Origin of the sequence: Halosimplex salinum (assembly GCF_003730195.1) — an archaeon.
GTDB lineage: Archaea > Halobacteriota > Halobacteria > Halobacteriales > Haloarculaceae > Halosimplex > Halosimplex salinum.
On sequence record NZ_QWGG01000001.1, the window covers coordinates 190,759 to 211,864 of the forward strand.

Here is a 21,106-nt window from a genome sequence, read left to right on the forward strand (position 1 = left end):
TTACCGCCGAATCGAGGCCGGCTGGTGACGGGTTAACAGGTCCCGCGCGCCCACCCGCTCGGCGAAGTATCTCGTGACTACGCTCCCGTATGGTGTGATTACCGCTGGTTTCGGGCCATCTCCCGGTCGAAACCGGACTCCCCGTTCAGTAGTGGCCCATAAGCCCCTGTCGCCGGGCGCGCCGGCCCATCCACTGGAACGCGGCGTAACCCAGGCCGAAGTAGACGACGGCCGTGCCGAGCAGGAGGCCGAGTTCGTCCGGCGGGAGCTCCCACAGGCGGAGCCCCTCGCGCATCGAGCGGGTGAGGAGGTAGCTCCCCTGAGAGATCGGGAGCAGACGGACCCAGAACACGCCGACGGAGGGGGAGGCGATCAGCCCGATGAAGACGAACTGGAGGATGTTGAAGACGTTCTCGACGCGCTTGTACAGGAGCGCGAGCCCGCCGAAGAAAAACCCCATGCCGACCGCGGGCGCGATGGCGAGGACGGTGAGGACGACGATAGTCCCGACGGGGAGGTGGAGCGACTCGCCGGTCAGCGCGAGCATGAACGCGAGCGTCGCCGCGCCCCAGCCGAAGCTCTCGACGATGCCGACCGTGATGCCGGCGAGCATCACCCGACCGTAGCCGAAGGGGGACATGTACAGCTGTTCGAGCGTCCCCCACTGGGACTCGCGGGTGACGCTCCAGGCGAGGCCGGAGAACGCGGTCAGCGCCATGCTCCAGAGGAAGTAGCCGACGAGTATCCCCTCCAGACTGTCCGTCAGCGCCTGTCCCGAGATGGCCCGCCCGCCGAAGAAGACCATCGCGAAGAACACGAATGTCATCGCCAGGCCCGAGAGCGTGTTCAGCGGGTAGCGATACAGCAACAGCGCCCGCTTCTTCGCCTGCGCCCACAGCAGCGTCCGGACGGTCGCGGTCCCGCGCCCGCGTCGCTCACCGCTCGCGGTCCCGGTGCTCATCGGTCGTCACCTCCGAAGGCGTCCTCCCCCTCTCCCGCGTCGCCCGTCAGTTCGAGGAACACCTCCTCCAGGTCCGGGTCGACCGACTCGACCTCGTGGACCGTGACCCCGCCGGCCCGCAGGTCGTCCATGAGGTCGTAGAACCGCTCCGGCTCGCCGAGGGTCACCTCGAAGGCCGTCCGATCGCCGTGCCGCTCGAACTCCTCGACCCCGTAGGCGTCGCGGAGGCGGTCACGCGTCGCCTCGTCGAGGACGGCGGCGCGGTCGTCGGCCCCGACGACGACGCGGTACGCGAACGTGCGGAACACGTCTATCAGGTCGGAGACGGCGTCGTCGGCGACCACCTCGCCGTCGTTCATGATGACGACGCGGTCACACACCTCCTGCACCACGTCCATGTCGTGACTGGAGAGGATGATCGTCATCTCCTCCTGCTCGGCGAGCCGGCGGATCTCCCGCCGGAGGTCGACCGACGACTCGACGTCCAGCCCGAGCGTCGGCTCGTCGAGGAAGGCCACCTCGACGTTGCGCGCCAGCGCACACGCCAGCGACACCTTTTGCTTTTGCCCCCGGGAGAGGTCGTTGACGGGGGCGTCTGCCTTCTCCGTCAGCGATAGCTGTTCGAGCAGGTCGTCGTGGCGCTCGCTGAGCGGCCCCGGCGACTCGCCGCCGATCGCCGCGAAGTACTCCAGGTTCTCCCGGACCGTGAGCTTCCAGTAGACGTTGCGCGCGCCCTCGAGCATCGCGCCGACGCGGCCGTAGGCCGCCCGCGGATCGGCGTACACGTCCACGCCCGCCAGCCGTACGTCGCCCGCGTCGGCGATCACGAGCCCCAGGACCGACTTGATGAGCGTCGTCTTGCCGGCGCCGTTCGGCCCGAGCACCCCGACGACCGTCCCGGGCTCGACCTCGAGACTCACGTCGTCCACCGCTCGAACCACTTCGTCACCGTCGCCGAACGTCTTCGTGAGGTTCCGTACAGAGAGCGCCGTGTCCGTGTCGGCCACCGACCCGGTCCGCTCGTCACCCACCGCCTCGTCGGGGACCCGTTCGGGTGTCGTCGTCATACACACGGATCAGTCGGTGTCAGCCCATAACCATTTCCTGCACGGCTGTTCAGTTTGGGGACTGACACGACACAACAGTTTTTCCGGCGGCCGGGGAACGGGGGGTATGGCCGAGCGAAGCGGGTCCGCCGGGACGGATTCGAGCGGGGTGAGGAGTGACTCGGGGTCGGAAGATCTGACGGGTGACTCGAGGTCGACAGACGGGGCGGACCCGACGGCGGTGTTCGACCTGCTCGCAGACGAGACGCGACTGGCCATCGTCAGGGAGCTGGCCGTCGAGCGCTACGCCAACTGGCAGTGGTCGGGGAAGACGTTCGCCGAGCTGCGCCGCGCGGTCGGCGTCGCGGACGCCGGGAACTTCAGCTACCACCTGGAGAAGCTGACGGGACGGCTGGTCGCCAAGGACGGCGACGAGTACTACCTGCTCAACCACGGCCTCCAGATCGTCGGCGCCGTCGAGTCGGGGCGCTACAGCGACACGGGCGAGGTGGTCCGCGGCGAAACGAGCTACGACTGCCCGTACCCGGACTGTCAGCGCGCGCTCGAAGGCGTCTACGAGGACCAGTACTTCCGCCTGCGCTGTCCCGATCATCACCGGTTCGCCGCGACGATCCTCCCGCCGATCGTCGCCGCCGAGCACTCCCCCGACGAACTCGTCGAGATCACGACGCTCGACACGCGACAGGACATCCAGCGGGCGCGCGCGGGCGTCTGTCCGAACTGCTGGGGGCCGACGGACGCGACCCTCCCCGTGGAGGAGCCGACGATGCCCTCACAGATCGAGGCCGACCTCCCCGAGGACACCGTCCTCGCGGCGTTCGACTGCCGGCAGTGCGGGCTCTCGTTCGAGGTTCCACCGGGCGCGTGCGTCGTCGACCACCCGGCGGTCGTCGCCTTCTACGAGGATCACGGCGAACCGCTTCGCGGCCGTCCCCACATCGACCTGCCCTTCTGCGGGCTGGCAAGCGCCGCCCTCGAATCGACCGGCCCGGTTCGCGTCCGGATCGACGTGCCCCTCGACGACGACTGCCTGTCGCTGTGGCTCGATAGCGAGACGAACGTCGTCGAGTACGAGCGCGAGTGCGAGTGAGTCGGTCCGCGCCGGTCAGTCCTGTAGCCGCTTGGTCTTCTGGACCAGCGGGTGGTGGGCGTAGTCGACGACGGCGATGTCGGAGATGTCGTGGAGGTCCTCCTTCCGCGCCGTCTTGGCCATCCCGAGGTCGACGGGTTTCGAGAGGACGATGACGTAGGCGTCCATCCGGTCGATGCCGAGTCGGGCGGCCGCCTTGACGCGGTGGTGGCCGTCGGCCAGGAGGAGGTCGCTGTCGTTGTCGATGACGACCAGCGGCTCGGCGAGCCCGCGGTCGAGTTCGTACCGGCGCCCTTCCAGTTCGTCGGCGTACACCTTCGCCTGCGTCGGCGTCAGTTCGGCCAGCGGCACCTCGCGGCGTTCCTGCGAGACGGCGACGCCGTGGATGTTCTCCAGCGTCTGCATCAGGTTGTCCACCTTCCCCGGCGTGGCGCGTTCGATCTGCGAGCGGATCACGTCGGCGTTGCTGATGATGCCGACGAGGTTGCCGGCGTCGTCGACGACGGGGAGCTTCTGGATCCCCGACCGCAGGATGACGCGCGCGGCGTCGTCGATGTTCATCTCCGGGTGGGCGACCAGCAGGTCGTCGCTCATCACCTTGAAGATGGGTTCGTGGTCGGCCTGCTGGAGGAGGTCGCGAGCGCTGACGAACCCCTCGACGTGGCGGCCGTCGGTCACGGGAAATCCGCTGTGCTCCGTGCTCTCCGCGATCCGTCGGGCCACGTCGCCGACCGTGTCGTCGGGCGAGACGGTGTCCACTTCGCGGGTCATGTAGTCTTTGACCGCCAGCGCGCCGTCCTCGACCATTACCTGTCCCGAGTCGTCGGGCGCTCAAAAACACACCGGCTCCGCCGCGATCCCCGACCGCAGGCCGCGTCAGTCGCTCTCCTCGTCCTCGTCCTCGTCCTCGTCGGCGCCGGTATCGTCCGCGTCGGAGTCGGCGGTCGTCCACTGCCCCGCGTCGGTCGCTCGGTCCGCCCCTCCCTCGGTGGACCGCTCGGTCGCGTCGGCGAGGTCGTCGAGCGAGAGCGACCCGTCGGTGGTCCCCGACCCGTGGTAGTCGTCGGCGTAGAGGCCGGTCAGGACCTTGTTCCCGTGGGATCCCATCGAGTCCATGAAGCGGTCGGTGACGATCGCCCTGACCACCTCGCTCAGCGACTCGTCGTCGGCGTCGATGGCGTCCAGCAGCCCCAGCGATATCTGCGCGCCGGCCATGTCGGCGTGGCCGCCGGCGCTCCCGATCTGGCCGAACGCGTCACGGAGCGTCTCGCCCAGGTCCAGGTCGGTCCCGCGCGCTCGCGCTGAGATGTATATCGTCCCGTCCTTGACGCCGTAGACGAGCGTCGTCGTCACGTCCTCGAGGTCGAGCAGGCGGTCGGCGGCCTGCGCGAGCGCGTCGCGGTCCGAGAGCTGGCCGACCCCGCTCAGCAGGGCCGACCCGCTGCGCTCGCGGTTGCGGATCGCCCGCGCGACGGTCTCCAGCGTCTCGGCGCTGATGCTCGGCGACTCGATCCGGTCCAGCGTCCCCGCGTCCGCGTGCGGGACGAGAAACGCCGTCGCTTCGAAATCGTCGGCGCTCACCTCGCGCGTGTACTCGTCCGTGTCGATGCGGATCCCGAACAGCAGCCCCGTCGCCACCTCGCGCGTGGGGGTGATGCCGAGCGTCCTGAGGTAGTCGACGAGCAGCGTGCTCGTCGCGCCGACGTCGCTGCGCAGGTCGACGAACCGCGCGTCCACCGGGAACCGCGGCGGGTGGTGGTCGATGACGATGTCGACCGGCGTGTCCGCCGGGAGGCCGTCGTTGACTCCCGGCCTGGAGTGGTCGACGAGCGCCACCCCGTCCGAGTCGGGCAGGTCCGCTCCGGGGTCGAGTTCCACGAGGTCGAAATCCAGCAAGTTGACGAACGCCCTGTTCTCCTGGTGGGTGATGTCGCCGTAGTAGTAGATCATCGGCTCACACCCGGTCGCCCCGGCGATCCGACCGAGCGTGACGGCGCTCGCGATTGCGTCCGGGTCCGGGTTGTCGTGTGTGACGATCGCCAGTCGCCCGCCGATGTCCCGGAGGACGCTCGTCAGTTTGCGCGCCCGAAGTCCCGCGTCGCCGGCGCGGTCGATCAGTCGCTCGGTCGTCGCGGCCACCGGATCGACGACTTGGTCCGCGATCGACTCGAGGACGGTCGTCTGGTCGGCGGTCGCTTCGAACCCCGTGTACGCGAGGAGGAACACGTCCGAGAACACCCGTCTGACGGCACGCGCGGCCGCGACGTTCGTCTCCGGGTTCCGGCTCGCGACCGCGACGGTTTCCGGCGTTCCGCAGTCGGCCAGCGTCGCGTCGTCGGTCACGTCGCCGACCTCCGCCGCGACGCCCTCCTCGCGGTACGTCTCCACGGCGTTCTCGTCGTCCGAGAGAACCTGTAATCGGCCCTGCCGCTCGGAGAGCTCGTCTACGAGTACACCCGCCAGCTTTCCGCTCCCGAGCACCAGGCGGGACGTCATACACCCCGCTCGGGGAACTGGGCGTAAAAATCCTGCTACCGTCTTCTTCGTCGGAAGTCACGGAGTAACCTCTCCGGCCAAACCACGAGCGAAAACGGCCTCGGCGCGAGCGCTGCCGGTTACCCGCGCTCACACCGGTCGCGTGACTGTGCAGCGTCGGTCGAAGGCCGCTCGCTGCATCTCGCAGGCCGTTCGATGTATTTCGAAGACCGCTCGCTGCATCCGCTCGCCGTCACAGGAGGTAGAGGACACAGATACTTACGCCCAGGAACACCAGAATCGCCAGTATCACTCCGGGGCCAGCAGACGACGAGTCCGCGCCTTCCATCGTCGAAGGTGGCGAAGCCGGGCCGCCGCCGCCACCGCCGCCGCCGAAATCGTCCATAGTCGTCCTACCCCGTTCGATAGTAAATGCTTTCTGACGCGTTCGCTCCGCTATCCCGGGGGCCTGGCAGTCGGTATCGAGTGAGGGGAACGCTCCGTAGCAGGTCACGGGCGCCGATCGGGACCGAGAGACCGCCTTCGAGTACGAGTTACTTCAGCCGTTCCTGGAGGAAGGAGGGGTGGGCGGCGGTGACGCCCGCGACGCCCTTGATCCGCGACTCGATCACCTCGCCGACGGCGTCGCCGTCCTGTGCCCGCACTTCGGCCATCAGCATGTGGTCGCCGCTGGAGGTGTACAGCGACTCGATCTCCGGGACGTCCTTGAGTTCGCGGATCGCCTCGACGTAGCGTTCGCTCTCGACGTCCATCCCGACGAGGGCGATCGACTGGCTGGGGAGTTTCTTGGGGTCCACGTCGGCGGAGTACCCGACGATCACCTCCTCCTCTTCGAGGCGCTGGATGTACTTGCGGACTGTCGGTTTCGAGACGTCCACCCGGTCGGCGATCTCGGCGTAGGAGGCCTGGGCGTCCTCCTCCAGCACGGAGAGGATTCGTTCCTCCGTGGATTCGGCGCTCATACATACAATATTACCGCGCCGCGAAAAATATCTTCCGAAACCACAAACAGACTGTGGCGCCCCGTTCGGGGCCGGCGGTTCGGCCCGTCGGGAGCGGAACCGTCGAGCCGTCGACGCGCTTCGTCTACGTGTGCTTCTGGATGAGCTGCTCGGCGCAGCGCTCCCACTCGGCGTCCTCGTCGTAGTAGCGCTCTGCCAGCGGCTCCTCGGGCATCTCTCCGGTGGCGCGCTTCTCCTCGCCGTACGAGGGGCGGTCCTCGGCCTTGTAGAAGCGACCGGTCAGCACCTCGCCCTCGTAGAGCTTGGATTCGACCTCGTACATCATCTTCCCGGCTTCCTCCCGGTTCGTGACGTCGAAGTCGTAGTCGTCCGAGTCCTGGACGTCCGTGTAGGGGACGTACTGGCGTGCGTCCTTGTTCCAGGTCGGACACTGCGTGAGGAAGTCGATGTGCGCGAACCCGTCGTGTTCGACGGCCTCGGCGATGATCTCCGCGGCCTGGTTCGGGTTGACCGCCGCCGTGCGTGCGACGTAGGACGCCCCGGACGCCAGCGACAGCGACAGCGGCCGAACGGGCTGTTTGGCGCTCCCGCTGGGCTGGGTCTTGGACTTGTGACCTTTCGGGCTCGTCGGCGAGGTCTGGCCCTTCGTGAGGCCGAAGATCTCGTTGTTGAACACGATGTAGGTCATGTCGTGGTTCTCGCGGGCGGTGTGCATGAAGTGGTTCCCGCCGATCCCGTAGCCGTCGCCGTCGCCGCCGGCCGCGACGACCTCGACGCCGGGGTTCGCGAGCTTCGCCGCACGCGCCACGGGCAGGGAGCGCCCGTGGATGGTGTGGAAGCCGTAGCTCTCGAAGTAGCTGTTCAGCTTACCCGAACAGCCGATGCCCGTACACAGGAGGACCTCGTCGGGGTTCTTCCCGAGCTTGGACATCGCTTTCTTGAGCGCGTTGTTCACCGCGAAGTCGCCACAGCCCGGACACCACGTCGGCTGCGGCTCGATCCCGGGTGTGAACTCGTCCTCGTCCGCCTCTCGCTGTTCGCCGATGGCGCTGAATGCACTCATTGGTTAGTCACCTGCCGCTGGTACGTACTTCATGTTGCTGACGGCCAGTTCCTCGCCCTCGATGCTGGACTCGAAGCCCTCGACGATCTCCGCCGGTTCGAACGGGTTCCCGTTGTACTTGAGCAGACTGGAGAGCTTCGGCCCGAAGCGACCGAGCTCCTTCTGGGTGAGGCCGCGGAACTGGGCGGTGGCGTTCATCTCGACGACGAGACACTCCTCGACGGACTCGAGGAACGCCGACACCTCCTCTTCGGGGTAGGGCATCAGGTCGCTGACGCCGATGGCCTTGACCGAGTGACCGTCGTCGTTGAGCCGGTCGACGGCCTCGAAGACCGTCCCCTGATGGCTGCCCCAGCACATGATACCGTACTCGGCCTCGTCGGGGCCGTGGTGGGTCTGGTTGCCCTTCTCGTCGAGCTCCTCTCGGATGGACTCGAGCTTGCCGAGCCGGCGGTTCATCTGCAGGACGCGGTTGTCCGGGTCCTCGCTGATGTGGCCGGCCTCGTTGTGCTCGTTGCCGGTCGCGAGGAAGCGACCGCCCTTCTGGCCCGGCACCGAGCGCGGGCTGACGCCCTCCTTGCCGCCCTCGGCGTCGTACTGGAAGCGCTTGAACTTCCCTGCGTGGTGCTCCGCGGCCTCCGCGATCTCCTCTTCGGTGATGACCGAACCCGGGTCGCCGTCGGGCTCCTGGTCGAAGAAGCTCGCGTCGACGTTGCGGAGTTCGCCCTGGAGCTTCTGGTCGTAGATCAGAAGCGCCGGGATCTGGTAGTCGTAGGCGAGTTCGAAGGCGGTCCGGATCTGCTCGTAACACTCCTGCTGGTCGCCCGGCGCGAGGACGACGCGCGTCGAGTCGCCCTGACTCGTGTAGAGGACGTGTTCGAGGTCGGCCTGCTCGGGCTTCGTCGGCATCCCCGTCGAGGGCCCCGCGCGCATGGCCTCGATGAGGACGACCGGCGTCTCGGACATCTCCGCGAGTCCGAGCGGTTCGCTCATCAGCGCGAACCCGCCGCCCGAGGACCCGGACATGGATTTGACGCCGGTGTGGCTGGCGCCGAGCGCCAGCGCGGCCGCTGCGATCTCGTCTTCGACCTGCTCCGAGATCCCCCCGAACTGCGGGAGGTTCTGGGACATGATCGTGAACACGTCGGTCCACGGCGTCATGGGGTAGCCGGCGATGAACCGACAGCCGGCGTCGAGCGCGCCGTAGGCGATGGCGTCACTGCCCGACACCAGCGCCTGGGGCTCCTCCGGCTCCTCGTGGTCCGGCATGGAGATGTCGTGGTTCTGCTCGAACTCCTGGGCCTGCTCGTAGCCGTCCTGGATGACCGCGAGGTTGGCCTCGAGGATGTCGTCGCTCCACATCTCCTCCATGATGCCCTCGTACTCCGAGGTGTCCATGTCGAGGAGCGCGGCCGTGACGCCGATACCGGCGTTGTTGCGCATGATCTCGCGGCCGTGTTCCTTCGCGATGCCGCGCAGGTCGACCGGGTAGACGTGCCAGTCGTTCTCCTCGGCACGCTCCTCCAGGTTGAGCTCCGCGACCTGCTCCTCGTCGATGAGGCCGGAGTCGTACACGATGATGCCGCCTTCCCGGAGGTCGTCCAGATTCTCCGAGAGGGGTTTCAGTTCCTCGTTGCCGTAGTAGGCGTCTTCCGAGGGGTTCCGCGCGAAACTGTCACCGAGTGCGAGGAGGAAGTTGTAGCCGTCCCCGCGCGAGGCCGCCCCGTCCGGGGTTGCCCGTACTTCGACGTACGTGTGGCCGCCCCGGATCCGGGACGGATAGTGTCGGTGTGTGAAAACGTCGAGACCCGAGCGCATGAGGGCCTTGGCGAAGTACCGACTGTTGCTGTCGATACCGTCGCCGGAACCACCCGCGATCCGCCATATTAGTTCCTGATCTGTCATGGATACATCGATCGGCCCCGATTCGGGTGCCGTGAACGAAACGAGGACTGGCCCCGACTAAAGCGTTTTCACTCTGTCACCGCTTAATAATCGTGAAGGATGGGTACGAGCGCTCTCGCGCCGGAACTGGCGATGGGGTGACAACCGCACGCACAGGACAGATACCGCTCGCATACTCACCGGTGTTCGGCACAACAGAATCGGATTCTGTATCTCTCGATACGGTCCACCTATCACGGAGTAAGCAGTTCGAACCCCGGTCAGAACGGGGTCACTTCGGGGTCTGGTTGTAGATCAGGTTGCGCTGGATGTCGTTCGCTCCCTCGTAGATGACGGGGACTCGCACGTCGCGGTAGACGCGGGCGATCCGTCGGTCGTGGAGCACCGAGCGGCCGCCGTGGAGCTGCATGGCCTTCTGTGCGCAGTCGTTGGCCGTCTCCGTCGACTTGAGCTTCGCCATCGCCGCCCAGAAGCCGGCGTCGTCGCTGTCGGCGACGTGGTCGGCGGCCCGCCAGTTCAGCGCGCGGGCGGCCTCGAACTCCGTCCGCATGTCCGCGAGCTTGTGCTGGACGGCCTGGAACTCGTCGACCGACCGGCCGAACGCCTCGCGGTCGTGGACGAAGTCCCAGGCCTCTTCGATGGCCGCCGCGGCCATCCCGATGCCGTGGCCGCCGACGACGACGCGGCCGTGGTTGAAGAACTCCGCGAGCATGTAGAAGCCCGCGCCCTCCACGCCGATCATGTGGTCTTCGGGCACGCGGCAGTCTTCGAGGGTAAGGTGAGCCTGCTTCGACGCGCGGAAGGCCATCTTCTCGGGGATGTGCTCCGCGTCGTACCCGTCCGTGTCCGTCGGCACGACGAACAGCGAGTAGTTGCCGTACCGGTTGTTCGGGTCGTCGCCGGTCTTGGCGTACACCGTCACCCAGTCGGCCTCGACCCCGTTGCCGATCCAGTACTTCTCGCCGTTCAGGACGTACTCGTCGCCGTCCTCCTCCGCGGTAGTGCTCATCCCGGCGAGGTCGCTCCCGGTGTCGGGTTCGGAGACAGCGAGCCCCGTGATCTGTTCGTTCTCCGCGACCGGCGGGAGGTACTCCGATTTGAGCGCCTCGTCGCCGTGTTCTTCGAGGATCTCCGCGCCGAAACTCGCCAACTGGAGGGTGAGCGCGATGCCGGCGTCGGCCCGGTAGAACTCCTCGGCGATCGCGAGGACCTGATGGAGGTCGAACCCTTTGCCGCCGTACTCCTCGCCGATGTCCTGTGCGACCAGTCCGGCGTCCATCCCGGCTTCGAGGACCTCGTGGGGGTACTCGCCGGACTCGAAGTACGCCTCGGCGTTCGGCGCGATGTGTTCGGCCGCGAACTCGCGGGCCTGCTGTTTGACGTCGCGGGCTCCCTCGGGGACCAGTCGCTCGTCTAGAAGTTCCATGTCCCGTCCCAGGGGCGCGAACAGGAAATAACCGCTGGCACGCCGAGAAACGGACGGAGAGTTGTTCGTTTCCCCGTGCGGTCGAGCGAATCGGAGACGAGACCCGGTGTCAGCTCCCAGTTAGGTCCCGGGCGCCGCGTCCTCGGGGACGCGGCCCTCGACGAGCGACTCGTCGCCGTACTCCTCGCGGAGGGCCTGTTTGTTGAACTTTCCAGTCGCGGTCTTGGGGACCTCGTCGATGAAGACGACGTTGTCCGGCACCCACCACTTGGGGTAGGATTCGAGGACGTGGTCGCTGAGGCTGGACTCGAGCGCGTCGTGATCCACGCCCTCGTTCGGGACGACCAGCGCGAGCGGCCGTTCCTGCCAGCGTTCGTGGGGCACGCCGATGACGGCGGCCTCGGCCACGTCGTCGTGGGCCATCAGTTCGTTCTCCAGTTCCTGCGAGGAGATCCACTCGCCGCCGCTCTTGATCACGTCTTTCGCCCGGTCGACGATCTTGATGTAGCCGTCCTCGTCGACGGAGACCACGTCGCCCGTCTTCAGGTAGCCGTCTTCGAACTCGAGTTCGTTCGCCTCCGGCCGCTCGAAGTACTCCGTCGTCACCCACGGCCCTTTGACCCACAGTTCGCCGAAGTCCTCGCCGTTTGCGGGTACCTCGTTGCCGTCGTCGTCGATGACCCTGTACTGGAGTCCCGGCGTGATGAGGCCCTGCTTGGAGCGTTTCTCCAGTTGCGTCTCGTAGTCGGCGTCCGCAAGGTCGCTCTTCAGGTGGGCGGCCGACCCGACCGGCGAGGTCTCGGTCATACCCCACGCGTGGAGCAGTTCCACGCCGTGGTCGTCGAAGAACCGGATCATCGCCTCGGGCGCAGCGCTCCCGCCGACGACGAGCGTGTTGAGCGCCGAGAGGTCGACGTCGTTCTCCTTCACGTACTCCATCAGCCCCAGCCACACCGTGGGCACCCCCGCCGTGATCGTCACCCCCTCCTCTTCGATGAGGGTCGCGAGGTCCTCGGGTCCGGGCTGGGGTCCCGGGTAGACGTGTTTCGCGCCGCCGGCCGTCGTCGAGAACGGCAGGCCCCACGCGTTGACGTGGAACATCGGGACGACCGGCATCACGACGTCGTCGTCGTCGATGGGGATCCCCTGTGGCTGCTGGAGCGCCATCGTGTGACTCCAGAGCATCTGCTGGGTGTACTCGACGCCCTTCGGGCGACCCGTCGTCCCGGAGGTGTAGCAGAGCCCGGCGCGCTGGTCCCCGTCGTTGTCCGGCCAGTCGTAGCTCGTCGGCTTGTCCTCGATGAACGACTCGTAGGCGACGGCCTCGAGGTCGGTATCTGGCACCGTCTCGCCCATCACGACGAACCGCTCGACGGACTCGAACGACGATGGGTCGTCCGCGTACGCGCCCTCGAGCTTCGGGAGGAGGGAGTGGTCGACGAATATCGTCTCGTCCTGGGCGTTCTCGACGATGTACTGGACGTGCTCGTCGGGGAGCAGCGGGTTGATCGTGTGTAGCTGGGCACCGATACCGGGGACGCCGAAGTACGTCTCGTAGTGGCGGTGGTGGTTCCAGCAGAAGGTACCGAGGCGCTCGCCGTCGCCGTACCCCGCGTCGTCCAGGGCGTTGGCGAGCTGTGCCGTCCGGTCGGCGTACTCGTCGTAGTCGTACCTGACGACGCCGTCGTGTGTCCGAGAGACGATCTCCGTCTCCGGGTACAGTCGCTCGGCTCTCCACAGGAACGGCCGCAGGGTCTGGTCGGTTCCGCCTGGCATGTGCTAACACAAGGGTCGGAGGTACAAGAAGCCCGCTTGACCTCCTCCCACGGCTGAAGCCATGGGATTCCCGAGCGGTGGGATATTAGGGTTTGCAGTCTGCCTGCTCTCTCGGTGTGAACCGTCCGGTCTCGCGGTCGAACAGGTAGACTCCGGGCTGGGCCAAACAGCCGTTACTCATATCCCCAGTTGGGGGACTCTGAGTTATCTTTCTGCGGATGTTCACTGCTCCATTCACGTCCGCGTTCATCGTTGTTTCGCACGACGAACAGACGTACAACCCCCGCTCCAGGCGATTTGCGTCTCGAATCTGCCCGCAACACGAACACGTCTTCGAGGTGTTTTCCTCGTCCACGCGGTCGACGAGGATACCGTGTTCTTCGGCCTTGTACTCGAGCTGGCGGATGAAGCGGTCGAACTCCCATCCGTGGAGTTTCTTGTTCCCCGACGCACCCCAGTTCTGAGAATCGCCGGTCTCGTCCTCTCGGATGTCGCTGAGGTCGCCGACCGCTATCGTCTCCACACTTTCTTCGACACACCGTTGTACGATGTGTTTCGAGAGGGCATGGAGGAAGTGGTTTTTACGTCGGGAGAGTGTCTGCCGTGCCGTTAGCGCACGCTTCGACGGGCCGTTCTCACCCTCGGATCGATATTCTTCGCGGGTGAAGTAGTGTTTGTTCTCTTTCAGCGTATTCCCCGGATACAGCTCCGAGAGGACGCCCTCGTAGTCGATTGCGAGGTAGTTGCTGATGCCGAGATCGATCCCAGCCGTGTTGTTGCCGGGTGCGTCTTCGACTGGAATCTCTTTCTTGCAGACGAAGTGGAGTTCCCACTCGTCACCGTTCCAGACGGCGCGCACCTGCTGGATGTTCTCGACTTCTACGTCGGGCCGCGTTTTGTACTCCGCGAGGATGAAGTCATACCGACTCTCTTTCAGGTTCCAGCCCTTCGAGAGACGGATGTGATTGTGTTTGCCGTCGTGCTTGATGCCGTTCTGCTTCCACGTCACGGTAGAACGCGGGTGATCGTCGCCGCGTTTTCGGTAGCCCGGTGGGTTGTCGCCGTCGTCAGAGTTGTACCAGCCAGTGAACGCCTCAGCAAGTTCTTCGAGAACTCGCTGACTCGACTGCGAATGCAGGTCACTGTAGCGTTCGTGGTCTTTCAGCTCCGATTTCAACTCGGTGTCGTCGGGTATCTCACCAGTTTCGTCCCACCGTTGTTGGATGTAGTATCGGCCAACGTTCCACAGTTTAGATGCGGAGAACCCACACCGGTCGAGGTCGTCACGAACCTGACTGAGGTTCGTGATGCGTACGACGTGGGTGCGGGTCGTCTCCAGCATCCGTTCTGTGATAATAATTAATCATGAATAGAAATATATTAAAACCTGTGACTGGCGTAGAATATCCGGCCGAGCATTCGAGCGTGGCTTATTGCCCTGTTGTCGGCTTCATCCCACGGCTAAAGCCGTGGGTTTTCGCCTCGCACTATCTATAAACTCCCAGTCTTCCGAGTCGCGTTTCCTCGTCGCGTCCCGCGGGGCCAGCGGATCGGTCGCCCCACCCCGCTGTCGCCGACGGGCCGTCGGTTCCGTCTAGACCTCGATCTGCTGCATCAGCGAGACGAGCTCCTCCAGTTCGGGGAAGGTGTACACCTTCACGTCGACGTTGGAGTCGGGCGCCTGGACGTGGGAGTCGAACATCAGGGCCATGTCGCTCTCGCGGTCGCCGACGAGGTCGTCGACCATTCCGCTCCCCGGACCGAATATAAAGGAGGGCGGGCCGATGTCGATGGTCGTGTCGAGGACGTTCGCCCACCCGTCGATGAACCCGCTCGTCATGATGTTCCCGATCTCCTGGATCGCCGACCGCTCCATGTCGGTGAACCCCTTCGAGGCCGGGTCGGTCTCGCCCATGTCGCCGATCATCCCGTGGGAGAGTTCCTTGGCGCTTCGCGCCTCGATCAGAAAGAGGATGTGCCCGTGAGGGGGTTCGAGCATCTCGATACTGATACCGATCTGCTCGGCGTCGCCCACGTGAGTTTTTATGTCGGGGATGTCGATGAAGTTGATCTTGGTGATCTCCATCTCGGTCTCCATCCCCGTCATCTGGCTGAGGTGGTCCGCGACGGTGCTCCCGCCCTCCTTTGCCATCTTGTTGAACAACCCGAGTTTCCGTATATCTATCTTCAGACTCATAGGCGACCCTGAGGGGTGGAGTCCGGTTTCGACGGGACACACATAAGCGGTCCCCCCCGATTTTCGCAATCGAGACTGGTGACGCGTCCGAGGGTCTGAGCCGGCGACAGACCGGTCAGGTCGGATCCGCCCGGAGCTGTCCCGTCCGAACCAGCCACGAGGGCGGCCAGCGGACCCCGTAGGCATCGGCCCCCGACTCGGGCGCCGTCCACTCGTCGGTCGAGACGAACGACTGGTCGAACTTCTCGGTGACACCGAGCATCGGCAGGTCGTGAGCGTTGTGCCAGGCCAGGTCCCGGACGAGTTCCGTCGCCTCGTCGGCGTCGCCGGTCGTCCGCAGGTCGTCGAGTTTCGCTCGCGGGTCGATCGTCGTCTCACCGGGCCCGTCGCGGGCGGGGACGGTCCGTTCTCCCTCGGGGAAGTTGTGACCGCCGTCGATGGGCGATGCTTCGATCTGGTACCGGGCGGTGAAGTAGGGGAACGCGGCCTCGCTTCCCTGGGCCGTCCAGAAGAACGCGCCCATCGAGAACTCCCCGTTCATCAACCGGTGGAACCAGTCGCCCGCCGAGACGGTCTCGAGGGAGGCGTCGAAGCCGAACGAGTTCAACTGGTCGACGACGGTCTGGCTCGACGGCGTCCAGTCGCTCCACCCGTTGGGCGACAGGAAGTCCACCGACACCGGTTCGCCCGACGCGTCCCGCCACGTCCCGCCAGACTTGCTGTATCCGGCGGATTCGAGTACGTCCGCGGCCGCGTCGGTCCGGGACGCGTCGGCGCCGTAGTCCGGGTACGAGGACTGCTCCTCGCCCAGCCAGCGCTCCTGGTCTCCGGCGGTGATCCCGCAGGGAACCGCGGGGGCGGTCTTGATGCGCGGACCGGCGTTCTCGGCGACCTGCTCGCGGTCGACCACGTGCGCGACGGCCTGTCTGACCTCGCGCGTCCCGAAGTGGTCGTCGGTGTGGTCGAAGAGGACACCGTATCCCCACTTCGAGGGCACCCGCGCTTCGCGAAAGTGACCCGGGAGGTCCGCGACGATCCGCGCCGGCGTGAACACCGAGTTCACGACGTCCACCGAGTCGTTCAGCAGTGCCCGGTGGATCGACGAGTTGGTGTCGACGTACCTGAGTTCGTACCACCTGAACGTCACTCGGTCCGCGAGCGGGTGGTCCGCGAACCGCTCCAGTCGGAACTCGTGTGAGTCCGCCGACACCAGGCGGAAGGGGCCGTTGCCGATCGGCTTCCTTTCCTGATAGTCGGTGAGCGCCTCATCGTCGCGCTCGCGAAACGGCTCGTATCTGCCGGGGTGGGCGTGCAAGCGGTCCGTCAACAGCGCGTGTTCGAGGATCTTCGGGTGTGTCTCCTCCGCCAGCGTCAGCACGACCGTTCGCTCGTCGCGAGCGGTCACGGCGGTCACGTAGTCCCAGATGTCGTGGCCGGTCTTGCGCGACAGTTCGATCTGCAGCGCGAGGTCAGACGCGGTCACCGCTTGCCCGTCGTGCCACGACAGATCCTCCCGGAGCGTCACCGTCATCGTCGAGGGAGTCACTTCCCAGTCGGTCGCAGCGTAGGGGACGAACTTCCCGCGCCCGTAGTGATACTTCGCCAGCGGCTCGTAGATCAGGTTCGTGGCCGTATCGGCCAGCCGGGTCACCCGGAAGCGGTTGAACTGCAGGTCCGAGGGCGGTCCGTCGGTCGTTACTCCGACCAGCGTCGTGTCGTACACCTCGTCCGTCGGCGCCTCCGTGTCCGTCGGCGTCTCGGTGTCGGTCGGCGTGTCCGTGGGCGTGTCCGTCGGCGTGTCGGTCGACCACGGCGTCGGCGTCGGTGCCGCCGTCGGCGTCTCGGTCGGGGACGCCGTCGGTGGTCGCGTCCCGGTGGGCGTCTCTCCCTCCCTCAGGAGTCCGCTACACCCACCGAGTAGCGTCGCGAGTCCGGTTCCACCCCACGCAAGCACCCGTCGTCTGGATGGCTCGTCGTCGGCCATTGCCCGACGTGACACGCAGGAGATAATAAAACCCGGCTGTCTCGACTCACCACTCGCGCTGGCTGACCGCGACGCCCTCGCCCAGGGGGAGGAGCGTCGTCTCGAAGGCCTCGTCCCCGCGGACCGCTTCGAGGTAGTCGGCGATGCCGCGAGTCATCGCGTCCATCTCCGGGCCGTCGGTCGCTTCCCCCGACCCAGCATCGGCGCCGCCGTCCTCGAAGTGTGCTCTGAGATCGCCGGCGTCGATCGACCCGCCGGCGACGGCGTTGTCGGCGGCGACGATCCCACCGGGGGCGACCTTGTCGCGGACGGCCTCGAACGCCTCGGCGTAGCGCTCCTTCTGGCAGTCGATCAGCACCACGTCGAAGGGGCCGTCGTAGGACTCGATCGTCTCGATGGCGTCGCCGTGTTCGAACGCCGCGCGGTCGGCGAGGCCGCCGCGGGCGAGGTACTCGCGGGCCTGGTCGAGTTCGTCGGCGTCGATCTCCGTGAGGACGACTTCACCGTCAGCCGGGAGTTCGCGGGCGAACCAGTACGCCGAGTAGCCGAAGCCGGACCCGAACTCGAAGACCCGGTCGGCGTCGGCGAAGCGCGCACACATCGCCAGCCACCCGCCCACCGCGGGCCCGACGTACGGGAACCCTTCCCTGCGCGCCTGCGCGCCCATCTCCTCGATCACTTCGTCGGATTCGGGACCCAGCGCGGTCGCGAACGATTCCAGGAACTCCGATATCTCGTAATCCGCCATATCCGGGCTTCGACGCCCGCACTGAAAAAGCGACCCCGCCGCGGTAGTCCGTGCCGGGAATGGGTGTTCAGACTGGAGTCGATGGCCGGGGCCCTGAACCGCGTTCTGGCGACCGCTGACAGTGTGAGCGCCTCGGTTCGCTCGCCTCTAGCGTCGGCCGCCGAACAGGGAAATCGGGTGGGAATGAAAGGGGCGACCGCCTTCGGGAAGCACGGCGACGTAAGCACGCGAGCGAAGCGAGCGCGCGCAGCGAGCCGCACGACCGAAGGCGGTCGGGGCTTTCACGCTGTGTTCGATAGCTCGATTGGCGGTCGCTGTTGCCGTGAATACTGGTTTCCCGACGACGACAACCCCTGACCGTCGAGACATTCTTACTGGTACGGCCGTAACCCCGGACATGTCAGAGACGCCGCCGGGGCCGAAAGGGGAACCGCTGTTCGGGAGCAGTCGGCGGTACGCCCGCGACCCGTTCTCGTTCATCTCGGCGCTCGAGGAGGCCTACGACGACGTGGCCAACTTCGACATGGGGCCGATGAACACCTACATGGTGACCGACCCAACCGACATCGAGCGCGTGCTCGTCTCGGAGTCCGACAGCTTCCGCAAGCCCGACTTCCAGAACGACGCGCTGGGCGACCTGCTGGGCGACGGCCTCCTCCTGAGCGAGGGCGACACCTGGCAGGCACAGCGGAAACTCGCCACCCCGGCCTTCCAGATGTCTCGTCTCTCGGGCATGGCCGACCGGATCACCGGCCACGCCGAGTCGATGGTCGCGGGGTGGTCGGCGGGCGACACCGTCGACGTCGAGAGCGAGATGGCCCGCGTGACGCTGAACGTCATCCTCGACCTGATGATGGGCGTCGAGCTCTCGCCGGAGCGCGTCCGGACGGTCCAGGACCAGCTCGAACCGCTGGGTCGGCGGTTCGAACCCGACCCGCTCCGGTTCGCGATGCCCGAGTGGGTGCCGATGCCGGGCGACGACGAGTTCGAAGCGGCCGTGAACACGCTCGACGCCGTGCTCGACGAGGTCATCGAGACGCGCCGTGGGACCGAGGGAGTCGACGGTGTCTCTGTCGTCGGGCGGGGCGACGACGGCGCCGACGCCGCCAGCGACGGCGACCCGCCGATGGACTTCCTCTCGGTCCTCCTGCGCGCGCAGAACCGCGGGGAGCAGTCGGCGGAGCAACTCCGCGACGAGATGATGACGATGCTGCTGGCGGGCCACGACACCACCGCGCTGACGCTCACCTACACGTGGTTCCTTCTCTCCGAGCATCCCGACGCGGAGCGTCGCGTCCAGGCGGAGGTCGACGAGGTGCTGGGCGGCGACAGGCCGGGCATGGAACACGTCCGGGAGTTCGAGTACCTCGGCTGGGTGATCGACGAGGCGATGCGGCTCTATCCGCCGGTGTTCACCATCTTCCGGGAGCCGACCGAGCCCGTCGAACTCGGCGGGTACCGTGTACCCAGCGGGGCGACGATCATGCTGCCCCAGTGGGGCGTCCACCGCTCCGAGCGCTACTGGGACGACCCCGAGTCGTTCGACCCCGAGCGGTTCAGCCCGGACCGACGTGCCGACCGGCCGCGCTTCGCGTACTTCCCCTTCGGCGGCGGGCCGCGCCACTGCATCGGGAAACATCTCTCGCTGCTGGAGGCGAAGCTCATCGTCGCCACCGTCGTCTCCGAGTACGAACTCGACTTTTCCGGAGAGACGCCACTGGAACTCATGCCGTCGCTGACGATGCATCCCCGGCAGACGATGGAGATGGAACTGGTCGAGCGGTAGTCTCCAGCGCCGCACTCTCGCGTCACCGGTCTCTCTCGAGCGCCGCCCGTCCCTCGTCGACCCACCATTGCAGGTCCTTGTACGCCTCGGGCCAGCTGGTCAGCAGTCGGTCCTCGGCGGCGGCGAGTTCGTCGGGCGTCCAGAACCGCGCGTCGGCCACCTCGTCGTCGGCCTCGGGCGTCCCGGACACGTCCGCCGCGTCGACGGCGTAGCAGAGGCAGGTCTTGTGCGTGGCCTCGAACTTGACGAACGTCCGCGCGTCGAACAGCACCAGATCGGCGGGGTCGACGGTCAGCGTCGTCTCCTCCTCGAGCTCGCGGGCGCCCGCTACGTCGGGGTCCTCGCCGGCCTCGACCATCCCGCCCGGTGTCCCCCAGAGGTCCCGGTCCGGCACGTCGACTTTCACGAGGAGCACGCCGTCGCCGTCGTGCGGCGTCGCCGCACTGCCCGGGAGACTCCGTCCCCCGCTGTCGAGGACGGCGATCCGTGCCGTGGGGATAGGATTGAAGAACTCGTACTCGCCGCAGTCAGCGCAGCGCTGGACGGCCGGCGGGTCGACCGGTTCCAGCCGCCCACCACACGACGGGCAGTAGTCGGGTGGCGTGTTGGGCATTGACACATCGTCGACGGTGCGTGATAATAAACGTGTCTGACACGATCGACGGTTCGGGTTCGCGCCGCTCTCGGGCCTGCCGGTGTGTCCCGTCAGTGAGGAGTACCTTTTTCGGGGGACCCGACTGAACCGTCGTGAGTACGAATGGACGGGACCGACGGGAGCGACGCTGGACTCGGTGACGAGATAGAACACGTCCTCGTGACGAACGACGACGGTATCGACGGCCACGGTCTCCGGGCAGTCGCGGACAGGCTCTCGGAGGAGGCAGACGTGACGGTCGTCGCGCCGGAGGGAGACGTCAGCGGGGTCGGGCGCACGCGCCAGCGCCGGATCTCCTACGAGGAGACGGACGCCGGGTACGCCGTCGACGGCATGCCCGCTGACTGCGCAGCCTTCGGCCTCCGGGGACTGGACAGTACCCCCGACGCGGTCGTCTCGGGCTGTAACCACGGTCCGAACGTGGGGTCGTACGTTCTCGGCCAGTCGGGCACCGTCGGCGCCGCCGTCGAGGCCGCGTGGCTCGACGTCCCCGCCGTCGCCCTCTCGTCGTACGACCCCGGATCGCTGCTGCCGCGACCGGAAGCCGAGTTCAACTACGCGGCCGCGGCCGACGTCGCCACCTCGCTGCTCCCGGCCCTCGTCGAGAGTCACCGCCGCGACGGGTGCGCGGACCTTCTGAACGTGAACGTCCCGGTGGGACGAGACGGACTGGTGACCGACGACGCGCCGATGCGCGTGACCGAACCGCGCGAGTTCTACGACGCCACGGTCAGGGACGACGACGGGTCGGTCCTGTTCGAGCACTACTACGGCCCCCAGAATCGCCTCGCCGAGGACTCGCCCGCGCCGGGCGAACTCCCGCCTTCCTCGCTCCCAGCGGACTCGGAGCAGGGCGCCCTTCGCGACGGTGCGATCGCGGTCTCGCCGCTCTCGGTCCCGGTCGCACCGGTCGACTGTCCGGTGATCGAAAGGGCGGTCGCAGCTCGCAACGAGCGGTGCGAACGATCCTCGGCGTAAGCGGCGGACCGC

The 21,106-nt window shown here is 66.7% G+C and carries 18 protein-coding genes; 3 read left to right on the forward strand and 15 right to left on the reverse strand.

Annotation, left to right across the window (positions count from 1 at the left end; all coding sequences use genetic code 11):
- Window positions 1-145: 145 nt before the first annotated feature.
- Window positions 146-961 carry an ABC transporter permease gene (locus D1409_RS00915; protein ID WP_123533129.1) on the reverse strand — a complete coding sequence of 272 codons (816 nt, stop codon included), beginning with the start codon at window positions 959-961 and terminating at the stop codon, window positions 146-148.
- The gene (locus D1409_RS00920; RefSeq protein WP_123533131.1) at window positions 958-2,028 is read right to left on the reverse strand and encodes an ABC transporter ATP-binding protein; all 1,071 of its coding nucleotides are present in this window, start codon (window positions 2,026-2,028) and stop codon (window positions 958-960) included. The genes D1409_RS00915 and D1409_RS00920 overlap by 4 nt, the downstream gene beginning before the upstream one ends.
- Before the next feature lie 106 nt (window positions 2,029-2,134).
- Between D1409_RS00920 and D1409_RS00925 the strand changes: the two genes are divergently transcribed.
- The gene (locus D1409_RS00925) at window positions 2,135-3,118 is read left to right on the forward strand and encodes a winged helix-turn-helix domain-containing protein (protein WP_123533133.1); all 984 of its coding nucleotides are present in this window, start codon (window positions 2,135-2,137) and stop codon (window positions 3,116-3,118) included.
- Between the two features lie 15 nt (window positions 3,119-3,133).
- On the opposite strand, the gene D1409_RS00930 is transcribed toward D1409_RS00925, so the two are convergent.
- The 12 genes from D1409_RS00930 to D1409_RS00980 form a co-directional block, all read right to left on the reverse strand.
- Entirely contained in the window at window positions 3,134-3,925 is a 792-nt protein-coding gene (locus D1409_RS00930; protein WP_123533134.1) for a CBS pair associated ParBc domain-containing protein, read from the reverse strand.
- A 69-nt stretch (window positions 3,926-3,994) separates the two neighbouring features.
- A complete protein-coding gene (locus D1409_RS00935; RefSeq protein ID WP_123533136.1) occupies window positions 3,995-5,614 on the reverse strand; it encodes a DHH family phosphoesterase in 1,620 nt (539 codons plus the stop codon).
- Between the two features lie 232 nt (window positions 5,615-5,846).
- On the reverse strand, window positions 5,847-5,999 hold the full coding sequence (locus tag D1409_RS24210; RefSeq protein WP_164471525.1) for a hypothetical protein: 153 nt from the start codon (window positions 5,997-5,999) through the stop codon (window positions 5,847-5,849).
- A 148-nt stretch (window positions 6,000-6,147) separates the two neighbouring features.
- Entirely contained in the window at window positions 6,148-6,576 is a 429-nt protein-coding gene (gene lrpA1 / locus D1409_RS00940) for an HTH-type transcriptional regulator LrpA1 (protein WP_123533138.1), read from the reverse strand.
- Between the two features lie 124 nt (window positions 6,577-6,700).
- Window positions 6,701-7,639 (reverse strand): thiamine pyrophosphate-dependent enzyme, encoded by a 939-nt coding sequence (locus D1409_RS00945; RefSeq protein WP_123533140.1) that lies wholly within the window; start codon window positions 7,637-7,639, stop codon window positions 6,701-6,703.
- A 3-nt stretch (window positions 7,640-7,642) separates the two neighbouring features.
- A complete protein-coding gene (locus tag D1409_RS00950) occupies window positions 7,643-9,544 on the reverse strand; it encodes a 2-oxoacid:acceptor oxidoreductase subunit alpha (RefSeq protein WP_123533142.1) in 1,902 nt (633 codons plus the stop codon).
- A 271-nt stretch (window positions 9,545-9,815) separates the two neighbouring features.
- Window positions 9,816-10,970 (reverse strand): acyl-CoA dehydrogenase family protein, encoded by a 1,155-nt coding sequence (locus D1409_RS00955; protein ID WP_123533143.1) that lies wholly within the window; start codon window positions 10,968-10,970, stop codon window positions 9,816-9,818.
- Window positions 10,971-11,090: 120 nt separating this feature from the next.
- Window positions 11,091-12,746 carry a long-chain fatty acid--CoA ligase gene (locus tag D1409_RS00960; RefSeq protein ID WP_123533145.1) on the reverse strand — a complete coding sequence of 552 codons (1,656 nt, stop codon included), beginning with the start codon at window positions 12,744-12,746 and terminating at the stop codon, window positions 11,091-11,093.
- A gap of 85 nt (window positions 12,747-12,831) precedes the next feature.
- Complete coding sequence (locus D1409_RS00965) at window positions 12,832-14,088, reverse strand: RNA-guided endonuclease InsQ/TnpB family protein (protein WP_123533147.1); 1,257 nt, start codon at window positions 14,086-14,088, stop codon at window positions 12,832-12,834.
- 252 nt (window positions 14,089-14,340) lie between these two features.
- A complete protein-coding gene (locus D1409_RS00970) occupies window positions 14,341-14,943 on the reverse strand; it encodes a chemotaxis protein CheC (RefSeq protein ID WP_123533149.1) in 603 nt (200 codons plus the stop codon).
- A 115-nt stretch (window positions 14,944-15,058) separates the two neighbouring features.
- Window positions 15,059-16,927 carry an ABC transporter substrate-binding protein gene (locus D1409_RS00975; protein ID WP_123533151.1) on the reverse strand — a complete coding sequence of 623 codons (1,869 nt, stop codon included), beginning with the start codon at window positions 16,925-16,927 and terminating at the stop codon, window positions 15,059-15,061.
- Window positions 16,928-16,973: 46 nt separating this feature from the next.
- The gene (locus tag D1409_RS00980; RefSeq protein ID WP_123533153.1) at window positions 16,974-17,675 is read right to left on the reverse strand and encodes an O-methyltransferase; all 702 of its coding nucleotides are present in this window, start codon (window positions 17,673-17,675) and stop codon (window positions 16,974-16,976) included.
- A 397-nt stretch (window positions 17,676-18,072) separates the two neighbouring features.
- Between D1409_RS00980 and D1409_RS00985 the strand changes: the two genes are divergently transcribed.
- Window positions 18,073-19,461 (forward strand): cytochrome P450, encoded by a 1,389-nt coding sequence (locus D1409_RS00985; protein ID WP_123533155.1) that lies wholly within the window; start codon window positions 18,073-18,075, stop codon window positions 19,459-19,461.
- Between the two features lie 22 nt (window positions 19,462-19,483).
- On the opposite strand, the gene D1409_RS00990 is transcribed toward D1409_RS00985, so the two are convergent.
- A complete protein-coding gene (locus D1409_RS00990; RefSeq protein WP_123533157.1) occupies window positions 19,484-20,074 on the reverse strand; it encodes an NUDIX domain-containing protein in 591 nt (196 codons plus the stop codon).
- 144 nt (window positions 20,075-20,218) lie between these two features.
- On the opposite strand from D1409_RS00990, the gene surE reads away from it, so the two are divergent.
- On the forward strand, window positions 20,219-21,094 hold the full coding sequence (gene surE, locus D1409_RS00995) for a 5'/3'-nucleotidase SurE (RefSeq protein WP_123533159.1): 876 nt from the start codon (window positions 20,219-20,221) through the stop codon (window positions 21,092-21,094).
- The last annotated feature ends 12 nt before the right edge of the window (window positions 21,095-21,106 follow it).